General features: G+C 37.6%; 19 protein-coding genes and 1 tRNA gene. 17 read left to right on the top strand and 3 right to left on the bottom strand.

The window, feature by feature from the left end:
* The first annotated feature begins 17 nt into the window (after nucleotides 1-17).
* From ACWPWK_RS03965 to mlaA, 5 genes are all read left to right on the top strand, one after another.
* A complete protein-coding gene (locus tag ACWPWK_RS03965; protein ID WP_109370937.1) occupies nucleotides 18-794 on the top strand; it encodes an AraC family transcriptional regulator in 777 nt (258 codons plus the stop codon).
* Nucleotides 795-990: 196 nt separating this feature from the next.
* Nucleotides 991-1,065, top strand: a tRNA-Arg gene (locus ACWPWK_RS03960).
* 119 nt (nucleotides 1,066-1,184) lie between these two features.
* Nucleotides 1,185-1,544, top strand: a complete 360-nt coding sequence (locus ACWPWK_RS03955; RefSeq protein WP_109370936.1) for a fused DSP-PTPase phosphatase/NAD kinase-like protein — start codon at nucleotides 1,185-1,187, stop codon at nucleotides 1,542-1,544.
* A 188-nt stretch (nucleotides 1,545-1,732) separates the two neighbouring features.
* A complete protein-coding gene (locus tag ACWPWK_RS03950) occupies nucleotides 1,733-1,963 on the top strand; it encodes a hypothetical protein (protein WP_109370935.1) in 231 nt (76 codons plus the stop codon).
* Between the two features lie 208 nt (nucleotides 1,964-2,171).
* Nucleotides 2,172-2,909 (top strand): phospholipid-binding lipoprotein MlaA, encoded by a 738-nt coding sequence (gene mlaA / locus ACWPWK_RS03945; RefSeq protein WP_109370934.1) that lies wholly within the window; start codon nucleotides 2,172-2,174, stop codon nucleotides 2,907-2,909.
* 78 nt (nucleotides 2,910-2,987) lie between these two features.
* Here mlaA and fadL read toward each other — a convergent pair whose 3' ends face one another.
* Entirely contained in the window at nucleotides 2,988-4,343 is a 1,356-nt protein-coding gene (fadL, locus tag ACWPWK_RS03940) for a long-chain fatty acid transporter FadL (RefSeq protein ID WP_109370933.1), read from the bottom strand.
* Nucleotides 4,344-4,688: 345 nt separating this feature from the next.
* Between fadL and ACWPWK_RS03935 the strand changes: the two genes are divergently transcribed.
* The 4 genes from ACWPWK_RS03935 to sixA all read left to right on the top strand — a co-directional run bounded on the left by ACWPWK_RS03935 (nucleotide 4,689) and on the right by sixA (nucleotide 9,541).
* Nucleotides 4,689-4,985, top strand: coding sequence for a YfcZ/YiiS family protein (locus ACWPWK_RS03935; protein ID WP_006533378.1), 297 nt, complete (start codon nucleotides 4,689-4,691; stop codon nucleotides 4,983-4,985).
* Between the two features lie 234 nt (nucleotides 4,986-5,219).
* Nucleotides 5,220-6,524 carry an acetyl-CoA C-acyltransferase FadI gene (gene fadI / locus ACWPWK_RS03930; protein ID WP_109370932.1) on the top strand — a complete coding sequence of 435 codons (1,305 nt, stop codon included), beginning with the start codon at nucleotides 5,220-5,222 and terminating at the stop codon, nucleotides 6,522-6,524.
* Complete coding sequence (fadJ, locus tag ACWPWK_RS03925) at nucleotides 6,524-8,680, top strand: fatty acid oxidation complex subunit alpha FadJ (RefSeq protein WP_454208367.1); 2,157 nt, start codon at nucleotides 6,524-6,526, stop codon at nucleotides 8,678-8,680. Before fadI ends, fadJ begins: the two co-directional genes overlap by 1 nt.
* Before the next feature lie 387 nt (nucleotides 8,681-9,067).
* On the top strand, nucleotides 9,068-9,541 hold the full coding sequence (sixA, locus tag ACWPWK_RS03920; protein WP_109370929.1) for a phosphohistidine phosphatase SixA: 474 nt from the start codon (nucleotides 9,068-9,070) through the stop codon (nucleotides 9,539-9,541).
* Nucleotides 9,542-9,629: 88 nt separating this feature from the next.
* Here sixA and smrB read toward each other — a convergent pair whose 3' ends face one another.
* Nucleotides 9,630-10,172 carry an endonuclease SmrB gene (gene smrB, locus ACWPWK_RS03915; RefSeq protein WP_109370928.1) on the bottom strand — a complete coding sequence of 181 codons (543 nt, stop codon included), beginning with the start codon at nucleotides 10,170-10,172 and terminating at the stop codon, nucleotides 9,630-9,632.
* A 589-nt stretch (nucleotides 10,173-10,761) separates the two neighbouring features.
* On the opposite strand from smrB, the gene prmB reads away from it, so the two are divergent.
* The 7 genes from prmB (at nucleotide 10,762) to ACWPWK_RS03880 (ending at nucleotide 16,760) form a co-directional block, all read left to right on the top strand.
* The gene (prmB, locus tag ACWPWK_RS03910; protein WP_109370927.1) at nucleotides 10,762-11,691 is read left to right on the top strand and encodes a 50S ribosomal protein L3 N(5)-glutamine methyltransferase; all 930 of its coding nucleotides are present in this window, start codon (nucleotides 10,762-10,764) and stop codon (nucleotides 11,689-11,691) included.
* 132 nt (nucleotides 11,692-11,823) lie between these two features.
* Nucleotides 11,824-12,909 carry a chorismate synthase gene (gene aroC, locus ACWPWK_RS03905; protein ID WP_109370926.1) on the top strand — a complete coding sequence of 362 codons (1,086 nt, stop codon included), beginning with the start codon at nucleotides 11,824-11,826 and terminating at the stop codon, nucleotides 12,907-12,909.
* A 168-nt stretch (nucleotides 12,910-13,077) separates the two neighbouring features.
* Nucleotides 13,078-13,878 (top strand): sulfite exporter TauE/SafE family protein, encoded by an 801-nt coding sequence (locus tag ACWPWK_RS03900; protein ID WP_109370925.1) that lies wholly within the window; start codon nucleotides 13,078-13,080, stop codon nucleotides 13,876-13,878.
* Between the two features lie 17 nt (nucleotides 13,879-13,895).
* Nucleotides 13,896-14,450 (top strand): elongation factor P hydroxylase, encoded by a 555-nt coding sequence (locus ACWPWK_RS03895; protein WP_088495095.1) that lies wholly within the window; start codon nucleotides 13,896-13,898, stop codon nucleotides 14,448-14,450.
* Between the two features lie 154 nt (nucleotides 14,451-14,604).
* On the top strand, nucleotides 14,605-14,877 hold the full coding sequence (locus ACWPWK_RS03890) for a YfcL family protein (RefSeq protein WP_109370924.1): 273 nt from the start codon (nucleotides 14,605-14,607) through the stop codon (nucleotides 14,875-14,877).
* A 328-nt stretch (nucleotides 14,878-15,205) separates the two neighbouring features.
* Nucleotides 15,206-16,102 (top strand): hypothetical protein, encoded by an 897-nt coding sequence (locus ACWPWK_RS03885; RefSeq protein ID WP_109370923.1) that lies wholly within the window; start codon nucleotides 15,206-15,208, stop codon nucleotides 16,100-16,102.
* A gap of 109 nt (nucleotides 16,103-16,211) precedes the next feature.
* A complete protein-coding gene (locus ACWPWK_RS03880) occupies nucleotides 16,212-16,760 on the top strand; it encodes a GNAT family N-acetyltransferase (RefSeq protein ID WP_109370922.1) in 549 nt (182 codons plus the stop codon).
* A gap of 196 nt (nucleotides 16,761-16,956) precedes the next feature.
* Here ACWPWK_RS03880 and mnmC read toward each other — a convergent pair whose 3' ends face one another.
* On the bottom strand, nucleotides 16,957-19,005 hold the full coding sequence (gene mnmC / locus ACWPWK_RS03875; protein ID WP_109370921.1) for a bifunctional tRNA (5-methylaminomethyl-2-thiouridine)(34)-methyltransferase MnmD/FAD-dependent 5-carboxymethylaminomethyl-2-thiouridine(34) oxidoreductase MnmC: 2,049 nt from the start codon (nucleotides 19,003-19,005) through the stop codon (nucleotides 16,957-16,959).
* A 205-nt stretch (nucleotides 19,006-19,210) separates the two neighbouring features.
* On the opposite strand from mnmC, the gene fabB reads away from it, so the two are divergent.
* A complete protein-coding gene (fabB, locus tag ACWPWK_RS03870) occupies nucleotides 19,211-20,422 on the top strand; it encodes a beta-ketoacyl-ACP synthase I (RefSeq protein ID WP_109370920.1) in 1,212 nt (403 codons plus the stop codon).
* The last annotated feature ends 198 nt before the right edge of the window (nucleotides 20,423-20,620 follow it).

Below are 20,620 nucleotides of genomic sequence, written 5' to 3'. Positions count from 1 at the left end.
AGGACAATTTAAATATTATGCGTAATATCGATATCAACAGTGTGGATAACCTTCCTCGTGATATTTTAGCATTAGGCTCTGATTATCCTTATGACACATTACTTGAAGCTCACCATCATCGACGAGCTCAATTTTTATATGCCCCTAATGGGGTAATGAAAGTTAAAACAGAAGATGGTCAATGGATTGTATTACCTTACAGTGGCGTGTGGATCCCAGCAGAAAAGGTACATCAAGTGCTGATGTTGGGGAGTAGTACTTATAGTCTCTATATTGAGCCTAATAAAATTCCCCGTCACTCAGAATATTGTGAGGTTTTACAAGTTTCCCCTCTGCTTCATCAGCTATTACTTTCGGCCAATGAACTTCCTTTACTTTATGATTTAGGTGGACGAGATAGCGCATTATTGACTTTGCTTTGTCATGAATTAGCTCATGCTAAGCCATTGCCTTATTTTACACCATTACCGCAACATGCTTTATTAGATGAATTGTGTACTGAATTTATGTCACAACCTAATATTCGCACGACACCAGAAATGTGGGCTGAAAAATTAAATAAGAGCCTACGTACTTTTACCCGTCTTTTTCATAAAGAAACGGGTCTTTCTTTTCGAGACTGGCGTCAAAAAGCGTGTTTAATGTATGCGTTAACCGCTTTAAAGAGAGGTGATTCAGTTACTGAAGTTGCTTTAGAACTGGGTTATGAAAATCCGAGTGCCTTTAGTGCGATGTTTAATAAAGAGATGGGATATTCACCGAAATTGTTTTTAAAACAACTGAAAGAGTTTTAATAGAACAGACATATATAAGAACAAGCCATAATCATTGATGCTGATATTTATCAGATGGTTTTTAAGCCAAATTACATTGTTCAAAAAAGAAACAAAAAAATTCCTTCCAATATCAGTGCGTTAAAACTTGATTAATAGAGAGTGAGGGGGGTAAAATATAGCCCGTCCATAAGTTGTACTTAATTTTATTACGTATGTTCCCTTAGTTAAATGGATATAACAAGCCCCTCCTAAGGGCTAGTTACAGGTTCGATTCCTGTAGGGAACGCCATCTATTACCCATCCTGTAAATTTAGATATTATTCCTAGAGCTGTGTTTATCAGTTCACGCTATTATCACCCTTGTTTTACTTCTTCGTTCAATCACCAATAATAAATTTAGATTTTTATATGGACATAAAATCAATTAATGATATTCGATATCTGAAATTTTTATTTATTACTTATTTTTTTCTACTGGCGGGGTGTAACTCTAGGTCAATTGATATTCTTGTACCTCCTGAAAATTTCCATCAAGTTTCAGGAAAAGTTTATCGTTCAGGACAGCCAACACCGGGTGAAATGAAATGGTTAGAAGCCCAAGGCATCAAAACGATTATTAACTTACGCGAATATCATAGTGATGATGTAAAAGGTACACAATTAGAAACCTTCCAAGTAAAAATGAACGCTAATAGAATTACTGATAAGGACATTATTGAGGTATTGTGTAAAATAAATAGCACGTCTGATCCTGTATTTTTTGTTTAAAAAATAAATTACTGCTAGATTTTATTTAGTCTATTTATAAGGTTTATTTTTATGTCATATTATACAACGTTTCCAGCAATTATTATTACCATCACTTAGTGGTGGGAATTGATTGTATTTAAGAACTCTCCTGATGAGCGGTTTTTTTATTTAAATTCCTTATCTGGCTTAAAGATAAGGAGAGGAAAATGTTCACTACTGAAGAATTGGAACAACATACCCAATTGCTAACGCAATTAATAACCGATGCAAACCAAGCTGTTACTGACAAAAATCTTGAGTATTTAGTGAATTTTTATACTGAAAATGGCACGTTAGTGGTTAAAGATGATTTGCATATTTCTGGTAAGCTTTCACTAAAAAAGCATTTTTCATACCTAGATCCAGAAGAGCTATTAGCGATAAAAGAATATAATTAAATCACATCATGTATTTTTATATTAGCCTAATAATATTGGGCTAATATTTTAAATCCGCTCGATAAGGTAATCACAAAACCCGAATTATCTTATAAGATCAAAACCTAATAAAAGTACCACTTATCATGCATTGACAGTATTATGTCTAGAGTTTATGAATATGCGAACTATGATGCTGCTCATCATAAGATAATTAGCGGAGAACATTATGAAGTATCGCCTGTGCGGTGTTGCTCTTTCAGTCGCCTTACTTTCAGGATGTGCAAGTACCCCTAATAATGGGGAGGGGCGCTCTGACCCATTAGAAGGGTTTAACCGCCAGATGTTTGATTTTAACTACTATGTTTTAGACCCCTATATCTTACGTCCAGTTGCCGTTGTTTGGCGTGATTATGTGCCACCACCAGCAAGAAATGGCTTATCTAACTTTTTAGGTAATTTAGAAGAGCCTGCAAGTATGGTAAACAGCGTATTGCGTGGTGACTTTGAAAAGGGTGCAAAACATTTTGGTCGTTTCTGGATTAATACCGTTTTTGGTATGGGTGGTTTAATAGATGTTGCTGGCATGTCTAAAGAGACGATGGAAAAAGAAGTCCCAATGCGATTTGGTAGCACATTAGGGCATTATGGTATGGATTACGGCCCTTATGTTGTTGTACCGGGCTATGGTAGCTTTACTGTCCGTGAAGAAGGTGGTGATTGGGCTGATTTAACGTATCCTATGCTGAGCTATTTAACATTTTGGATGTCGGCGGGTAAATGGGCATTAGAAGGCATTGAAACACGAGCACAATTGCTCGACTCTGATGCAATTTTACAAAACTCGTCTGATCCTTATCTAATGATGCGTGAAGCCTATTTCCAAAGTAATGACTTCCAAGCGGGTACAGTAAAAGAAAACCCTAATGCGAAAGCTATCGAAGATGACTTAGATTCCATTGACTAACCTTTGTTGTTAGTTTTATGTATAAATGAAAAATGGTCTTAAAAAAGACCATTTTTTGTATAAAAAATACAGTGAAAATTAAAAACGGTAGTTAAAGTTCATACCGTATAACCATGCTTTACCTGATGATTCAAATTCATAAGCAGGCAATGGTAAATCTTCAGATAATTTCTCTTTGATTGTGACTTTTTTACCGTGCATATACGCTAAGCCCACGTCAACAGACATATCTTTATTAAATGCATAAGTTGTACCTGCACTTAACCAGAAGCGATCTTGGTCTGGAATGGAAATAGAACGTTTATCAGCAGGAACTGGGCTATCATCAAAGGCAATACCAGTACGGAATGTCCAGTTATCATCGTGATAATAGGTTGTACCTAAAGCCACACGCCATGCATCACGGAAGCCTTCTTCTTTCTTAAACAGTTGTTGACCATCACTCTTACGCGTTGCTCTTAACTCTTCGAACGCACTCCAACTGGTGTAAGCGAAGTTATAGTGAACAGCCCATTTTGGTGCGACGCGGTGGTAAGCTGCAAATTCCCAAATTTCAGGTAGGTTAAGATCAAGTTTGCCTTTAATGGTTTCACCGTTAGTGCCGACAATTCCCATTCCTTCGAGTTGTGGAATAGGGCGTAAATCACTTTGATATTCGCCGTCTTTAAATTTCACTTTTACTTTAGAGCGATAAGTGAAGCTAATGCGGTTACCTTCATCAAATTCGTATAATAGACCTGCGTTCCAGCCAAAGCCCCATGCATCACCTTTTAACTGAGCAAAGCGATCGCTAGGAGATAAACTTGATAAATAACTACCTAATTGTCCCATGCCAGGTTTTTGAGATAATGCACCACCTAACACTTTACCTGCTTCACCAACATGACGAGTAATTTCCGCATCAGCGTAAAGAGCATTTAACCCTAAACCTACGCTAAATTGGTTATTTACACGGTAACCTGCACTTAAGTTTAAGTTCATGGTTTTCAGATCAGTTTTACCGCCGATAAGTCCTGCAGGATAATCGTTAGGGAAATCTGTCGCTAAACCAAAGTTTGTTGTACCTGATGCGCCAATGGCCCATTTATCATTGATGGGGGCTACAAAGTGGATATTAGGTACTAATGCACTTGGTGCGATATCTTTTGCAGTGGTATCAGTACCTGTAAGAGGTGATTTACCTTTAACATCAACGCCTGGGTTAATAAGGATAGCACCGACAGAAAATTCGGGGCGATCAAACATAGTCAGTGCAGCTGGGTTTCGGCTACCTACGCTTGCGTCATCGGCAATAACGCCTTCTCCTGAAAATGCACGCCCTAGTGCTGAAGTTGAATATTCATTTAACTGAAAACCGGCAGCGCCTGCTTGAGAGGAGATTGCTCCTACAATGGCAGCTAGTGCTGTGCGAGTAAACAGGTTTTTACGGTTCATGACCTAAACCCTCATAATTTTTTTAAGTTAGTAACTTCTGATTAGAAGCGCTGGATTTTAGGTGCGGTTGTCGTTATGACAAATCAGACCAGTTGATTAAGTATAAAGTTGATTACCCTAAATGTTGCAAGTATGTTTTACAAATATTTCTATTTTGATTCAATAATTGGGATTTGGTTAACATATTTTTCACAAAATATCCCGATAAAGATGTTTTTGATTGTTAAATAAACAGAAAAATCAATTATTTTTGTAAAATTGTAATAAAATTTGAGCTAAAGCAGTTTATTTTATTTTTTTATGATTATGATAGATAATTAACATTTCTTTCGTTGGGAGACTAAAATGGCAGACGCAATTAATCGTTGTAGTGCAGAAGAAACCGCTGCTTGCTGTTGTGTAGATGTGGGTACTATTATTGACAATAAGAATTGCACAGCGTCATATCAGCATGTCTTCGCTGATAAAGTACAAGCGCAAGCAATGTTAGATCAACTCAGTGCAAAAGCACAATCTATCGCTTCAGAACCTTGCAAAATTAATCAACAATTTGCTGATGTTGATGGTGGTGTTCAACTAACCGCTGATTTTACATTCTCTTGTGAAGCAGAAAACCTAATTTTCCAGTTAGGATTACGTTAATCCTCTGAAATTAATAGATTTAAGGCTGTTGAAATTCAACAGCCTTTTTTATATCTCTCGATCACACCATTATCTTTTCTATCATTATTGTTAAGTTTCAGACATTTCATCGAAATATTGAGCGCTAACTCCCACTTCTCGTAAAATGACGTTTCTGAAAAGTGAAATTTTTGTTAACACTATTATCAGGTCAGACCTCTTTGGTGTTAGGAAATCATTTTGTCAGGAGCCGTTATGAAGTCATCAACGAACAGTGCTATGAAAGATCGCATCGCCATTGTCAGCGGGCTACGTTTACCTTTTGCTAAACAAGCGACTGCGTATCGAGGAATACCTGCGGTTGAATTAGGGCGTTCAGTGGTTCAAGAATTAGTGACTCGCAATGAAATTCCTCCCGAAATTATTGATCAACTTGTTTTCGGACAAGTGGTTCAAATGCCAGAAGCACCTAATATTGCTAGAGAAATTGTGCTCGGTGCAGGATTAAGTGTAAAAACTGATGCTTATAGTGTAACAAGAGCATGTGCAACAAGCTTTCAGGCGATTGCTAATGTTGCAGAAAGTATGATGGCAGGACATGTCTCTGTCGGTATTGCTGGTGGCGCAGATTCGTCTTCAGTTTTGCCTATCGGTGTTAGTAAAAAGCTTGCAGATGTTTTATTAAGTCTTAATAAGGCTAAATCATTAGGTCAACGATTAAGTTATTTAAGCCAATTACGATTTCGAGATTTGCTCCCTGTAGCGCCTGCCGTTGCTGAGTATTCAACAGGATTACGCATGGGAGACACCGCAGAGCAAATGGCAAAGACTTATCATATTTCTAGAGTTGCTCAAGATGAATTAGCACATCGTTCCCATCAATTAGCAACTAAAGCATGGGAGATGGGAAAACTAAATGATGAAGTGATGACCGCTTTTTTTCCGCCTTACAAAGAAGGTTTTCATCAAGATAATAATATCCGTAAAAACTCTGTTCTTGATTCTTACGCCAAACTAAAACCGGCATTTGATCGTCGACATGGTAGTGTCACCGCCGCAAACAGTACGCCATTAACGGATGGAGCAGCCGCGGTATTAATGATGAAAGAATCTGTTGCTAAAAGTCTTGGTTATCAACCTTTAGGTTATTTACGCAGTTATGCTTTTACAGCGACAGATGTCTGGAAAGATATGTTATTGGGGCCATCATATGCCACACCACTTGCGCTTTCTCGCGCAGGTCTTGCATTGAGTGATCTAACGTTAATTGATATGCATGAAGCTTTTGCCGCACAAACACTCAGTAATTTGACGCTGTTTGCCAGTGAACGGTTTGCTAAAGAGCAACTAGGATTATCCAAGGCGATTGGAGAAGTGGATATGGATAAATTTAATGTACTAGGCGGTTCTATTGCTTATGGACATCCCTTTGCTGCGACTGGCGCAAGAATGGTCACACAGACACTACATGAGCTTAAACGTCGAGGTGGAGGTTTTGGGTTAACCACTGCTTGTGCTGCGGGTGGATTGGGTGCGGCGATGATTTTGGAGGTGGAATAATGGAACAACAAACAACACTAGAAAAATCATCTGTTTTTCAGTTCTCAGTTCGTAATGACAAAGTGGGTGTTATCAGCATCGATGTTGTTGGTGAAAAAGTAAACACGCTAAAAGCAGAGTTTGTGCAGCAATTTCAAGATGTTTTAAGGCAAGCTCAGCAACATTCTGGTGTAAAAGGATTAATTATCACCTCAGGTAAAACAGACAGTTTTATTGCGGGTGCGGATATCTCCATGATTGCGGGTTGTAAAACTAAAGAAGAAGCGAGTGCATTAGCAAAAGCAGGACAGGATCTTTTTACTCAACTTGAAAACTACCCATTGCCCGTTGTGGCCGCTATCAATGGCGCATGCCTTGGCGGAGGGCTTGAATTGGCCTTAGCCTGTCATGGGAGAATTTGTTCTGATAATAGCAAAACGCGTTTAGGGCTTCCTGAAGTGCAACTTGGATTGCTGCCTGGCTCTGGTGGTACTCAACGCTTACCACGTCTTATTGGTGTGACATCTGCGTTAGATATGATCTTAACGGGGAGACAAGTTAATGCGAAGCGAGCCTTAAAATTAGGTCTTGTAAATGATGTTGTCTCACAAGATATTCTATTAGAAGTTGCTGCTAAATGGATTTTATTGGGTAAAAAAGAACAGAAAAAACATTCAGTGATGGATCGTTTCTGGGCTAATACAACGCTAGGTAGAAATATTCTTTTTGGGCAAGCGAAAAAACGTACATTAGCAAAGACAAAAGGCCACTATCCAGCAGCAGAGCGTATTCTTCATGTTATAGAACGTGGTCTTGAAAAAGATATTCAAGCAGGGTTTAAAGAAGAGGCAAATGCGTTTGGTGAACTTGCTATGACGCCAGTTTCATTTGCATTAAGACATCTCTTTTTTGCTTCTACGGCACTTAAGAATGAGACAGGATCATCCGAAAAACCAGATAATTTGCATCATATCGGTATTTTAGGTGGTGGATTAATGGGCGGTGGTATTGCCTTTGCCACGGCGACAAAAGGTAATTTGCCAGCAAGAATTAAAGATATCAGTGATAAGGGAATTGCTCAGGCACTTAATTATAGTTGGAAAGCGCTTTCAGCCAAAGTAAGTAAAAAAAGATTATCTGCACGCGAACGTCAGCGTCAAATGGGGCTACTCTCTGGCTCCTTGGATTACAGTGGTTTTCATCAATCAAATATTATTGTTGAAGCGGTTTTTGAAGATCTTGCTTTAAAACAGAAGATGGTCGCAGATATTGAAGGCGTGGGAAAAGGTAAAATTATTTTTGCTTCAAATACCTCTTCACTTCCTATTCATAAAATTGCAGAAACAGCAAAATACCCAGAAAAAGTGATCGGGCTTCACTATTTTAGTCCCGTAGAAAAAATGCCTTTGGTTGAAGTTATTCCACATGAAAACACAGATGAAAAAACGATTGCTACAACTGTCGCTTTTGCTAAAAAACAGGGCAAAGTTGCAATAGTTGTTGGTGATAAACCTGGATTCTACGTCAACCGTATCCTTGCTCCTTATATCAGCGAAGCATTGACATGCTTAGTACAGGGGGAGCCTATTGAGAATATTGATAAAGCACTTGTCCAGTTTGGTTTCCCTGTAGGGCCTATTCAGTTATTGGATGAAGTGGGTATTGATATTGGCACAAAAATAACACCAATATTAGTGAATGCATTTGGTGAAAGATTTGCCTCTCCTCCTGCTGTGGATGCCATTATTGCTGATGATAGAAAAGGTCGTAAAAATGGACGAGGTTTTTATCTTTATGCAAAACATGCATTACCTTTCTCATTCAGTAAAAATAAAAAACAACCTGATCCAGCCATATATCGACTATTACAAATTAAGCCTAAAAACCAACTATCTTCCTCTGAAATTACGGAACGCTGTTTATTATTGATGTTAAATGAAGCGGTTCGTTGTTTAGATGAGAATATTATAAAGCAACCACGAGATGGTGATATTGGTGCTGTATTTGGTATCGGTTTTCCTCCTTTTTTTGGTGGCCCATTCCGTTATATGGACAGTATGGGAACAACAAAGGTGGAAGAAAAACTTAACCAACTTGCCGATAAATATGGAGAAAAATATCGCCCTTGTGAGCGTTTAGTGGAAATGGCTAAACGAAATGAACGTTTTTACGATTAATATCATCTCTTTACCATTGTTTTTTCCTTTTGTGACATTTGTTTTGATTGAGGCGCTTAGGCGCCTTTTTTCTTGTACTTTTTGCGTCAGATTAATAATTGGTGAATTTTTAATGGAAAAAGAGGTCGAAAGTGTTAATTATAGCCAGATATGGCAAAATAGTTATTTGAAAATAAATTTAAAAACAAAGCTTTTTAAAATAAAATTCTGAAAATGATGTTAATTTGTAAACCAAGGGCATGATCTTAAAAAGATTAATAATGCTATTGCAATTAGGGTATTGACGATTTTATATGGGAACATATTGATTTAAACTGAATTAAATTAAGTATCTTACAAGTGTAAATACCAGTAATTACAAAAATAAAATAGGTTTAATAATTTACTATGCAAATTTTTATTATGCGCCACGGAGAAGCGGCGCTTGATGCTGCTAGCGATGCACTAAGACCACTGACTGAACGTGGGAAAAGTGAATCAATAAAAATGGCTGAATGGATGACAACGCAGGGACATACAATCGATTATGTTTTAGTTAGTCCTTATTTACGTGCTCAACAGACATTGAATGCCGTAAAAGCAGATTTAGCGCTTCCTAGTAAAATAGAAATAGATGATGGGCTTATCCCCGGTGGTAATCCTTCACATGTTGCACATTACTTACGTGCCTTGGGAGATACAGGATATAAAAATATTCTTGTTATTTCTCACTTACCTTTAGTTGGCTATGTTGTCGCTGAACTCTGCCCAGCTGTGTGTGCTCCTATGTTTTCAACATCAACCATTGCTTGTGTTGATTTTGACTTATCAAAAGGAGCAGGGGAGTTGCTATGGCAAGTGTCACCCTCAACATTGAAATGAAATTTAAATCAATTATCTAAGTAAGTAATTAACACCTTATTTCACCTGATAGGTGATTTAAGGGTTAATGCGATAGAATTTTTTGGGTTTAGCGGCGAGCGATATCGTCGTTTTCCACTAAGACTAATAATGCAGCATCGCCTCCCCATTCTTTTGGAGCTTGATGAAAAGCGATTACATCAGGGTGTTGTGCTAACCAAAGTGGCGTTTGTTGTTTTAAAATATGTTTGCCATGACCATGCATAATACAGGCACAATAAACATGCTCTCGTCTACATGCCGCAATTAATGCACCAATCTCTTGTTTTGCAATTAGTTGTGTTAATCCATGCAAATCTAGAAAAAACTCAGGTACATAATCACCACGACGTAGCTTTTTTAATTCATAAGCATTAGCGCCTTCTCTTAAATAGCGCATTGGGCCTTCTGTGGCTAAGTTAGGTTGAAATTCATCTGAAAAATAATAAGAGGCGTCAACTTGCTCTTGTTGTAAACGTTCAACAGCGTAGTGTGTCACTTTTTTACGTTTTGGTGAATGAAGTATTTTATCTTGAGCTAATTTCTTAGTGCCTTTTATCATCTCCTGAAATAACTCAATTTCAGAAGGTGGCAATGAAAATTTTTTATTCATTTTTTACGATTCTTCATAGTGTTACTGTCTTTATCAGGCAATAGTACATGAAATAGTGTTAGAGATAAAAAATATAGGCTATAAATTTAGCATAAAAAAAGGCAGGGAATTTACCCTGCCGAAATAGTCACATAGTTAGCAAATATAGGCTGGTTAACAAGTTGCTCTACTCATGATATCTGTGGAACATAAAACGTTGTTATATCTTCAGGTTGCGATAAAAAACGATAAATTGATATCAAAAATAGTCTTTAAAATTAGCTATTTGCTTTAAAATGACTGCATATCGAATGAAAAAATCCATAGGCGCATTTTAGTACACAGTTAATTCTTTCATGTACTAAGTATGGTTCAATTCCATTAACTTGCTAATAAAAGTTAAATTAAAAGTATAAAACACTAATCTTTATTTATGAGTAGATCGTAAATTTTGCTTTTGATTAGCTGATTGAAGTTTAAAACCATAGTAAGTCTATGGTTATGGCAAAGAGAATAATAGAGTAGTGATGTTTTTTTATGGTTTCCCGCTGATTTATCGCCATCTTCATGGCAAACTACAGACTTTCTATTTCTTCAGAGGACAACAGTTTTGGATATAACACTAAAAGAGGAAGCGGTTGCTGATCTAAGCACTATCCTAGATATGTTACGTTGGGCTATGAGTCAGTTTAATTCATCTGATATTTATTATGGTCATGGCACAGATAACGCATGGGATGAAGCATTACAGCTTGTATTACCAACCATTGCACTTCCTTTAGATATTCCAGATGCACTGTTATCAACCAAGTTAACAACTTCTGAAAAGATGGAAATCATTACGCTTATCGAAAGCCGAATTGAGCAAAAAATCCCAGTCCCTTATTTAACTCATAGCGCTTGGTTCTGTGGTCACGAATTTTATGTTGATGAACGTGTGCTTATCCCTCGCTCTCCTATTGGTGAATTAATCAATAACCATTTTGATGGTTTAATTCAGCAAGAGCCAACACGCATTCTCGACTTATGTACTGGAAGTGGCTGTATTGCGATTGCTTGTGCTCATGAGTTTGAAGATGCTGAAGTCGATGCGGTTGATATTTCTGAAGATGCTCTGGAAGTGGCTGAATTTAACATTGAAAATCATGGTTTAGTGCATCGTGTTTATCCAATGCAATCAGATCTATTTAACGCCATTGTTCCAACGCCTTACGATATTATTGTGACAAATCCTCCGTATGTCGACGTCGAAGATATGGGTGATTTACCTGATGAATACCAAGTTGAACCTGAATTAGCATTAGCTTCGGGTATTGATGGCCTAGATATTACGAGACAAATTTTACTGAAAGCCCCTGAATATCTGAGTGAGAATGGCATTTTAGTCTGTGAAGTGGGTAATAGTATGGTTCATCTTATTGAGCAATTCCCAGAAGTTCCATTTACATGGCTTGAGTTTGAAAATGGTGGACTCGGTGTCTTTATGCTGACTCGTGAACAGCTCGTCGAACATTCAGCGTGTTTTTCTAGAGTGTGCTGACTTTAAAATAAGCAGAAAAGATCAACACGCTCTACTGATAAACGTTGATGTAACAGCAATGAGACGGTAGATTGTTATTTATTGCAAATAACATATTGATAACATCACACAGTAAAAGATAGGAATAAAGGGATGGCAGGAAACAGTATCGGACAATTATTCAGAGTCACGACTTTTGGTGAGTCTCATGGTATTGCATTAGGTTGCATTGTTGATGGTGTACCTCCTGGATTGCTTTTAACAGAAGCTGACTTACAAGTTGATTTAGATAGACGTAGACCCGGAACATCACGTTATACCACTCAGCGCCGTGAACCCGACCAAGTGCGCATTTTATCAGGTGTATTTAATGGTGTTACAACAGGAACAAGCATTGGTTTACTGATTGAAAACACAGATCAACGTTCTCAAGATTACAGTGAAATCAAAGATGTTTTTCGTCCTGGTCATGCCGATTATACCTACGAGCAAAAATATGGTTTGCGTGATTATCGTGGCGGTGGGCGCTCTTCTGCACGAGAAACCGCAATGCGTGTTGCTGCTGGTGCAATCGCAAAAAAATACCTAAAAGAGAAAATGGGTATTGAAGTAAAAGGCTATCTTTCTCAGCTAGGCCCAATTACTTGTGATCTTGTTGATTGGTCTATCGTTGAAACCAATCCATTTTTCTGCCCAGATCCTTCTCGTTTAGAAGCACTTGATGAATATATGCGTGCGCTTAAAAAAGAAGGCAACTCGATTGGTGCAAAAGTGACGGTGGTTGCGGAGGGTGTGCCAGCAGGATTTGGAGAGCCAGTTTTTGACAGACTAGATGCAGACTTAGCACACGCATTAATGAGTATCAATGCTGTTAAAGGAATTGAAATTGGTGATGGTTTCGGTGTTGTGACATTAAAAGGCACTGAAAATAGAGATGAAATCACTAAGAATGGTTTCACTAGCAACCATGCAGGTGGCATTTTAGGTGGAATTAGCAGTGGTCAGCCAATTGTTGCTCATATCGCTTTAAAACCAACATCTAGCATTACTATTGCTGGTAAAACGATAAATCGTGATGGCGAAGAAGTCGATATGATAACCAAAGGTCGTCATGATCCTTGTGTGGGAATACGCGCTATTCCGATTGCAGAGGCAATGATGGCAATTGTGTTGCTCGATCATGCATTGCGCCAACGTGGTCAATGTGGTGACGTTGTACCTCCGTTAATGCAATGGTAATCATTCTACGTCAATAACGTAGTCGATAAACTGTTGTAAGTTTGATGTTAGCTTTAAAGGTGTGAGCGCCTAATTTTATTATGCTCAGATAGTGTTGCTGTGGCTTTTTTAAATAAATGAGATAAACACAGCAGCACGTCCTTCATTCCTAATAATTCGGATAGATAAATGGATTGGCTCTTTTCAGATGGCATCTACCTTCTTCTCTTCTTTGTTGCTTTAATCGCAGGTTTTATTGATTCGATTGCTGGTGGTGGTGGGTTAATCACTATTCCAGCTTTGTTATCAGCAGGGGTTCCGCCTGTTCAAGCTCTAGCAACGAATAAACTGCAATCGGTAGGTGGCTCGTTTTCAGCTACGCTCTATTTTATACGTCGAAAAGTTATTGATTTAAAAGCGCAGCGATTTGCAATTTTAATGACTTTTATTGGTGCGGTTTCTGGTGCCATGTTGGTGCAGTTTATTAATCCAGAAATCCTTAAACAAGCGCTTCCTATTCTTACCATAGCTATTGGTCTCTATTTTCTTCTTACTCCATCAATAGGCGCTCAAGACAGTAAACAACGTATTGGCTACTATACATTTGGTGCAGTGCTTGGTGGTGGTGTCGGTTTTTATGATGGTATTTTTGGACCAGGAACAGGCTCTTTTTTCGCTTTAGGTTATGTCATGTTACTTGGGTATAATCTCTCAAAAGCGACGGCTCATGCTAAGTTACTTAACTTCACCTCTAACTTTGGCTCTTTACTGTTTTTTATTATTGGTGGGCAGGTTATTTGGACTATTGGTTTAGTTATGCTTTGTGGGCAGTTTATTGGTGCTCGCTTAGGTGCAGGTTTAGTATTAACAAAAGGGCAAAAATTAATAAGACCTATGCTGGTCATTATCTCCTTTTTGATGAGCATCAAACTCATACATGACAATCATGGTGATACTATTGCACTTTGGTTTTCTGCACTTTTTAATTAGGAATAGATGGTTTTTAAATGTCAGCACATCATTATCAACAGTTAATTGATATCTTTAATCAATGTTTTAGCGAAAGTTTCCAAACCCGTTTAGTTAAAGGGGATGATGAGCCGATTTATTTGCCTGCAAATGAAGAGACACCTTATCACCAAATTATTTTTGCTCATGGTTTTTATGCTAGTGCATTACATGAAATATCACATTGGTGTATCGCCGGAGAGGCTCGTCGTCAACAAGTTGATTATGGTTACTGGTATTGCCCAGATGGACGAGATGAAACCACTCAAGGACAGTTTGAAGTTGTAGAAATCAAACCTCAAGCATTGGATTGGTTATTTTGCCAAGCTGCTGGTTATCCTTTTAATGTCAGTTGTGACAATTTAGAAGGTAACTTTGAACCTGATCGCTATGAATTTAGAAATAAAGTTAGAGAACAAGTACTCGCTTATTTACGAGATAAAAACACGCCACCTCGTGCACAGCTATTTATTAATGCGTTACATTTGTTTTACAATACCCCAGAGCTAACGGAAGAGATGTTTCCTTATCAGGAAAATCCTTTAGTTAATTAAGGATTGCGAGAATAACTATCGCCTATCCACTGTGAAGGTTTTACCCAATAGGGTGGAGTCTGAAGTAGTAAGGTTGCTAGAACATACGTATTTATGCTTTGCTAATACAAGGTAAATATAAAAAAGTAGCAACATTATATATTGAGGATAAATAATGCTTTCTGAGTATGAAGCGTACTTATTAGATAAAATTGATAGCCGTGTTGAACATGCCTCTGACGATGAGTTATTTGCAGGTGGGTATTTACAAGGCCATATTACACTGGCTATTGCTGAACTTGAGCAAGAAAATAACACACAGTTAGAAGCGTTAAGAACGCGTGTAGAAGAGAGCATTCAAAAGGCGATAAAAGCAGGCGAGCTTTCACCTCCAGATCAAGCGTTAGTTTTATCTACATGGCATGATTTAGTTAACTCAATTAATTAATTCGGCATGTCTACTAAGAGAACAACCGGCATAAATCGGTTGTTTTTTTCTTTCTTAAAATCTTATTAAGATCACAGCCTCTAAGTTATATTTAAGATATTTACTGTTGAATTAGATTGGTTTTTATACAAAAATTGATCCTTACTATTTATCAATTGTTTTTATTTGATTTTTCAAAGTCGATGTATCTCTCATTGATTAAGCATAATAGTGCTATCTTTTGTAACTCCTTGCCATTTCTGTAAAATTACTTTTAAATGTTTTTTAGGAATGTTTCTCGGGATGCAAATGATTTGCATAGAATATTTATGATAAGGATAACGATACGATGAAAAATTTCTTTAAAATAGGACTACTGACTAGCGCTGTTTTATTTTTATCTGCTTGTGATCAATTTGATTTAGATAATAAAAAAAATAAGTTTTATTACAGTAATCCAAGTGAAAAAGTCATTAGTTTTAGCGTCGATGATAAAGAATATCAGGTAGAGCCGGGTAAAAATGGCTACATAACGCTGTCACCTGGTGAGCATAATTTAAAAGATAGTGCCGGTAATGATGCTCGATTTATGGTTTATGATAATAATAATGGTGGCATATTAAATCCTGATAATTTTATGTATTACACCCTTTCTGAAGTTTATGCAGTAAAGGGAAAAACAGATCAATTTAAACCTGTCGATTACCCAGTTATTATTAATGGCTATGAATTTGAACTTCCAGTGCGTAGTACTAATGCCACATTAATTGATGGTAATGTTTTTCAGTGTACTTATGCCTTAGGCGAGCCATTTCCTAATGAAATTCGCACTCGCAATAAAAATAATGACGGTAGCATAAAAAACAAATGCTTTGATAAACCTGAATTTATTAAATATATTTCAGCGGAATACAGTAAAGATTTAGCTCCGTTTACTCAAGAAGATGAATATAACGATTCTGTTAATCTTGATTTAGACTATATGTTACCGACAGCAGAATTTACTGATCCTGATATTCAAGCTGAAGCAGAAGAGCTAGTTTCATTATTAAATCAAATTCAAGAAAGTGAAGATCCGAAGATCCATAACACATTAAAAGATAAACTTTATAAGGCGACACTCGCTGTCTCTAGCGCGTATGCTAATAGAGCCGTGAAAGACTCTGTAGAAGACAACAAGTATTATAATCAGTTTATGGAAGAGAGTGGTAAATTTCAATCTTATGGCATATTACCTAAAGATTAACGATTTAAAAAATAAGAAATTATTTTAGCTTTAACATAAGCCATCCAACGGGATGGCTTTTTAATAAATTAAGCATAAAAGTATAAAAACACCTGAGCTGGAAAAAGAGATGACAACAACACAAAACGAAATAAAAAATAACGATATTACTCTTCGCCCCACACAAATTGATGATGCAATTAAATTACCTGCTATCGAGCAATCAGCAGGGCAACTCTTTAGTACTTTAGAAGATTTAAGTTGGATAAGTGAGAGTGGCGTACAAAGTGTTGAAAAACATTTAGCCTTTATTAATCATAAAGGGCATTGGGTGGCTGTTAATAGTGAAAATGAACCAGTTGGTTTTATTATGACGATGCCATTACCTGAAAGTTTATTTATTCATGAGTTGTCAGTGAGTGAAGCTTGGCAAAATAGAGGTATTGGTAAATTACTTATTCAAAAAGTAAAAGATGAAGCAAAGGCACATCAATTTAGTGCCGTTACGTTGACGACATTTCGCCATGTTCCTTGGAATGCGCCGTATTATCAACGCTTAGGTTTTTCTATTTTGTCAGAAAGCGAAATTCCTCATTCTTTGCAAGAAATCTTAAATAATGAAGTTGAAAGCGGGGGTTTTGTAAAAGAAACGCGCTGTGCCATGAAATTTGAGGTTTAGTTTTTTTATACAAAGAAACGTTTTTTAGCTAATGGTATATAAGATAGAAAGGTGATATATTCGTCATTAAATGTAGCTACATTGTAGCTACATTTATGGCGTTTGGAGGTATGATATGAGTTATTTGGCTAAAATATTTTCTTTTATTATTAATAATCATTTCAATTAAGTGCTTCAATACTACTTATCACCTTGGCTATTTCACTTCAATCGGTTTTCCTCGTAGTAATGCTCTTACCCAAAAACGATTAGGGTGTAAGGCATTCAATACATCATCTTCAACCGGAAAAGGTTCATCAAAAATTTGACTTGCCAGAATTTCAGCTGATAAAGGCGCTGAACATAATCCGCGAGAGCCCAACGCACTGATAATATAAAGTTGATGATAAGCAGGAGCTAAAGCGGGTATTTGTCTTCTACGCTTAAATCTATCTAAGTGCGTGTATGCCACGCGCAATTTTTCGAAATCAGGTACTTCGCCTAATAACGGTAGGTGATCGCGAATAGTGCAACGAATCCCAATTCGCGCTTCATTTCGGCTAAAATCAACTTCTTTAACCCAAGGGGCTTTTGCTAAACACTGTATAAGATGAGCTTGGTTATTTTCTTGCTCTTGAGTCGAAATAGCTAAATCTAATCGATCGCGACGAAAGCTTGCTCCTACACAATGCAAATTATCTTGGTGATCAACAGGCGTAAAATAGCCATCATAACAAAGTACCGTTTTTAGTTTTGATAATGTCTTTGTTGTTGGAATATGGCTAACTTGACCTCTAACTGCGCTAATGGGTAATTTTGCACTTTGAGTAAAGTCTGTGATTCGGTGTCCATTTGCCAAAATAACGCAATCATATTGTGATTGAAATTGTGTCGCACTCACTCCATCGTGATGAACAATATCTAAGCACCAAGATGCTTTCTGCGCACTTATTTGAGTGACTTGATGATTAAATCGCAACGTTAAACCTAATTGTTCAGCGTATTTTAATGTATTGATCGTGAGCTCAGTCGGTGAAAGCCATCCCGCTTGTGGGTAAAACAATGCATCACAATTAACATCTACTCCGCTGAGTTTATTGATTTCATTTTCATCGAGATAACATGCTATTTGAGCAAAAGGTATAGAATTATCCATAATTCTCTGTGCTTTTTTACGAACTTTCTCGTTATAAATAATCTGTGCGACACCAGACCATTGATGTGAAAAAGGAATACCTGCTTTACTCAAATTGTCATAAGTGCGATGAGCAAATAGAAATGCGGTTGTGAAAAATTGTTCTAGTTCATCGGATTTGCCATTAAGTAAAGGATATAACACACCTTGTCGATTGCCTGAGGCATTAGTTGCAGGTTGTTTATCTTCACAATATAAGGTGACATTGGCGCCTCTTCTTAGGCACGAAAGTGCCGTAAATGTGCTGGCAATACCGCCACCTATAATTGCAATATTCTGTGCTTTGGTTGCACTTGGCCTTGCATAGTAAGGGAGAAACTCAGGGGATGGAGTATGTGGAAAAACACCTGTCAGCATCTCTCTTTTTTGACCAAATCCTTTGATTTTATTTATCTCAAAACCAGCACTTTGCAAACCTCGTTTGACGATCCCTGCGGCGGTGAATGTTGCAAATGTACCGTTTTCTCTCATTGAATCAGCCATCGATTGAAAGAGAGTTTCACTCCACATTTGTGGATTTTTAGAAGGAGCAAAACCGTCTAAGAACCATGCATCCACTTTGTTATGTAGCGCTTGGCGAGTTTGGGGTAACAAGGTGTTGATATCACCAAACCATAAATCCAATGTGATTGTTCCATCAGCAAGAATAATGCGGTGGCAACCTGCAATGGCTAATGGCCATTGAGAACAAAGCGCTTGTGAATATTTTTCGAGTTCAGGCCAATGGCGATGTGCGGCTCGTAAATCACTTTTAGTCAGAGGGAATTTTTCGAAACTTACATAATGAAGGCGTTTTAAACGAGAATTAGGAGACGTTTGTCTAAATTGCTCGAAAGCTTGCCATAGTGTTAAAAAATTAAGGCCAGTACCAAATCCTGTTTCTGCGATAACACATTCAGAGCGTACATGTGTACCAAAACGTGATGGAAAATGATTTCCATGTAAGAACACATGTCGAGTTTCTTCTAGACCGTCTTGGTTTGAAAAGTAAATATCGCCAAATTGTTCAGAGATAGGCGTACCAAGTTCATTCCAACTTAAAGACGCAGTATTTATCGGGCTATTATTCACGGAACTGCCTGTATTTCTCGAAAAAATTATCCAACATCTTAGCGCTGTTAGGTAGCTTGTGCCAGCCTTAAAGGGGAAAGCGTTTTATTAGGTTATCTGTATTTTTGTAAAAAAGATCCTGATCGGACTTGTTCGGCGTACAACTGTACGCTAAAGTGCTAGTCAGAAATCCCGCAGCTACAACTATTATTGTAAAGAGGTATGAATGAAGCGCGCAGTGATCACGGGTCTGGGTATTGTTTCGAGCATTGGTAATAACCAGAAAGAAGTGCTGGATTCTTTAAAGGAAGGTCGTTCCGGGATAACTTTCTCAGAAGAATTTAAAGAGATGGGGCTTCGTAGCCACATTTGGGGCAACGTTAAGCTTGATACTGAAGGTCTTATTGACCGTAAAATCCGCCGTTTTATGAGCGACGCATCGGTTTATGCCTATTTATCTATGCAAGAGGCGATAGCTGATTCAGGTCTGACAGAAGACCAAGTTTCTAATATTCGTTCTGGCTTAGTCGTTGGCTCTGGTGGAGGTTCTCCACGTAACCAAGTACAAGGTTCTGATGGCATGAGAGCTAAAGGCCTACGTGGCGTAGGTCCTTATATGGTAACTCGTGCAATGGCATCAGGTGTTTCAGCTTGTTTAGCAACACCTTTCAAAATTAAAGGCGTTAACTATTCAATCAGTTCTGCTTGTTCAACATCAGCACACTGTATTGGTCACGCTGTTGAGCTGATCCAATTAGGCAAACAAGATGTTGTATTTGCTGGTGGTGGTGAAGAATTAAGTTGGGAAATGACCTGCGAATTTGACGCCATGGGTGCACTTTCAACTAAATATAACGAAACCCCAACCAAAGCTTCTCGTACTTACGATAAAAATCGTGATGGTTTTGTTATCGCAGGCGGTGGCGGTATTGTGGTTGTTGAAGAATTAGAACACGCATTAGCGCGTGGTGCACACATCTATGGTGAAATCGTAGGTTATGGTGCAACATCTGACGGTGCAGACATGGTTGCTCCTTCAGGTGAAGGTGCTGTGCGTTGTATGCAAATGGCGATGCAAGGTATTGATAAAGTTGATTATATCAATACACACGGTACTTCAACGCCAGTTGGTGATCTAAAAGAGCTTGAAGCTATCACGGAAGTGTTTGGCTCGCATACTCCAGCTATCTCAGCAACAAAAGCAATGACTGGTCACTCATTAGGTGCTGCTGGTGTGCATGAAGCAATTTATAGCCTACTGATGTTAGAGCATGGATTTATTGCACCAAGCATCAATATCGAAGAATTAGACGATAAAGCAATGGGGATGAACATCATTACTCAACCAACAGAACAGAAGCTGGAGACTGTAATGTCAAATAGCTTTGGTTTTGGTGGTACAAATGCTTCATTAGTCATGAGCAAATATAAAAAATAGTTAGATATACTTATATTTACTTATTAAAAAAAGCAGACTTCATTTTAATGGAGTCTGCTTTTTTATTTGAAATTTATTATGAAAAATAATTTATTATTCTAATAAAGATATTTTTCGAATAAAAATCATTAAAAAAAGATTATATAAACAACGCTTAAAAATACCTTTCCTAATAGTTGCTCATTTTATTACTCCAAT

This window comes from Proteus sp. Marseille-Q3619 (assembly GCF_965283115.1).
Note: the sequence above shows the minus strand (reverse complement) of the source record. Positions and strands in the feature narration are given on the sequence as shown.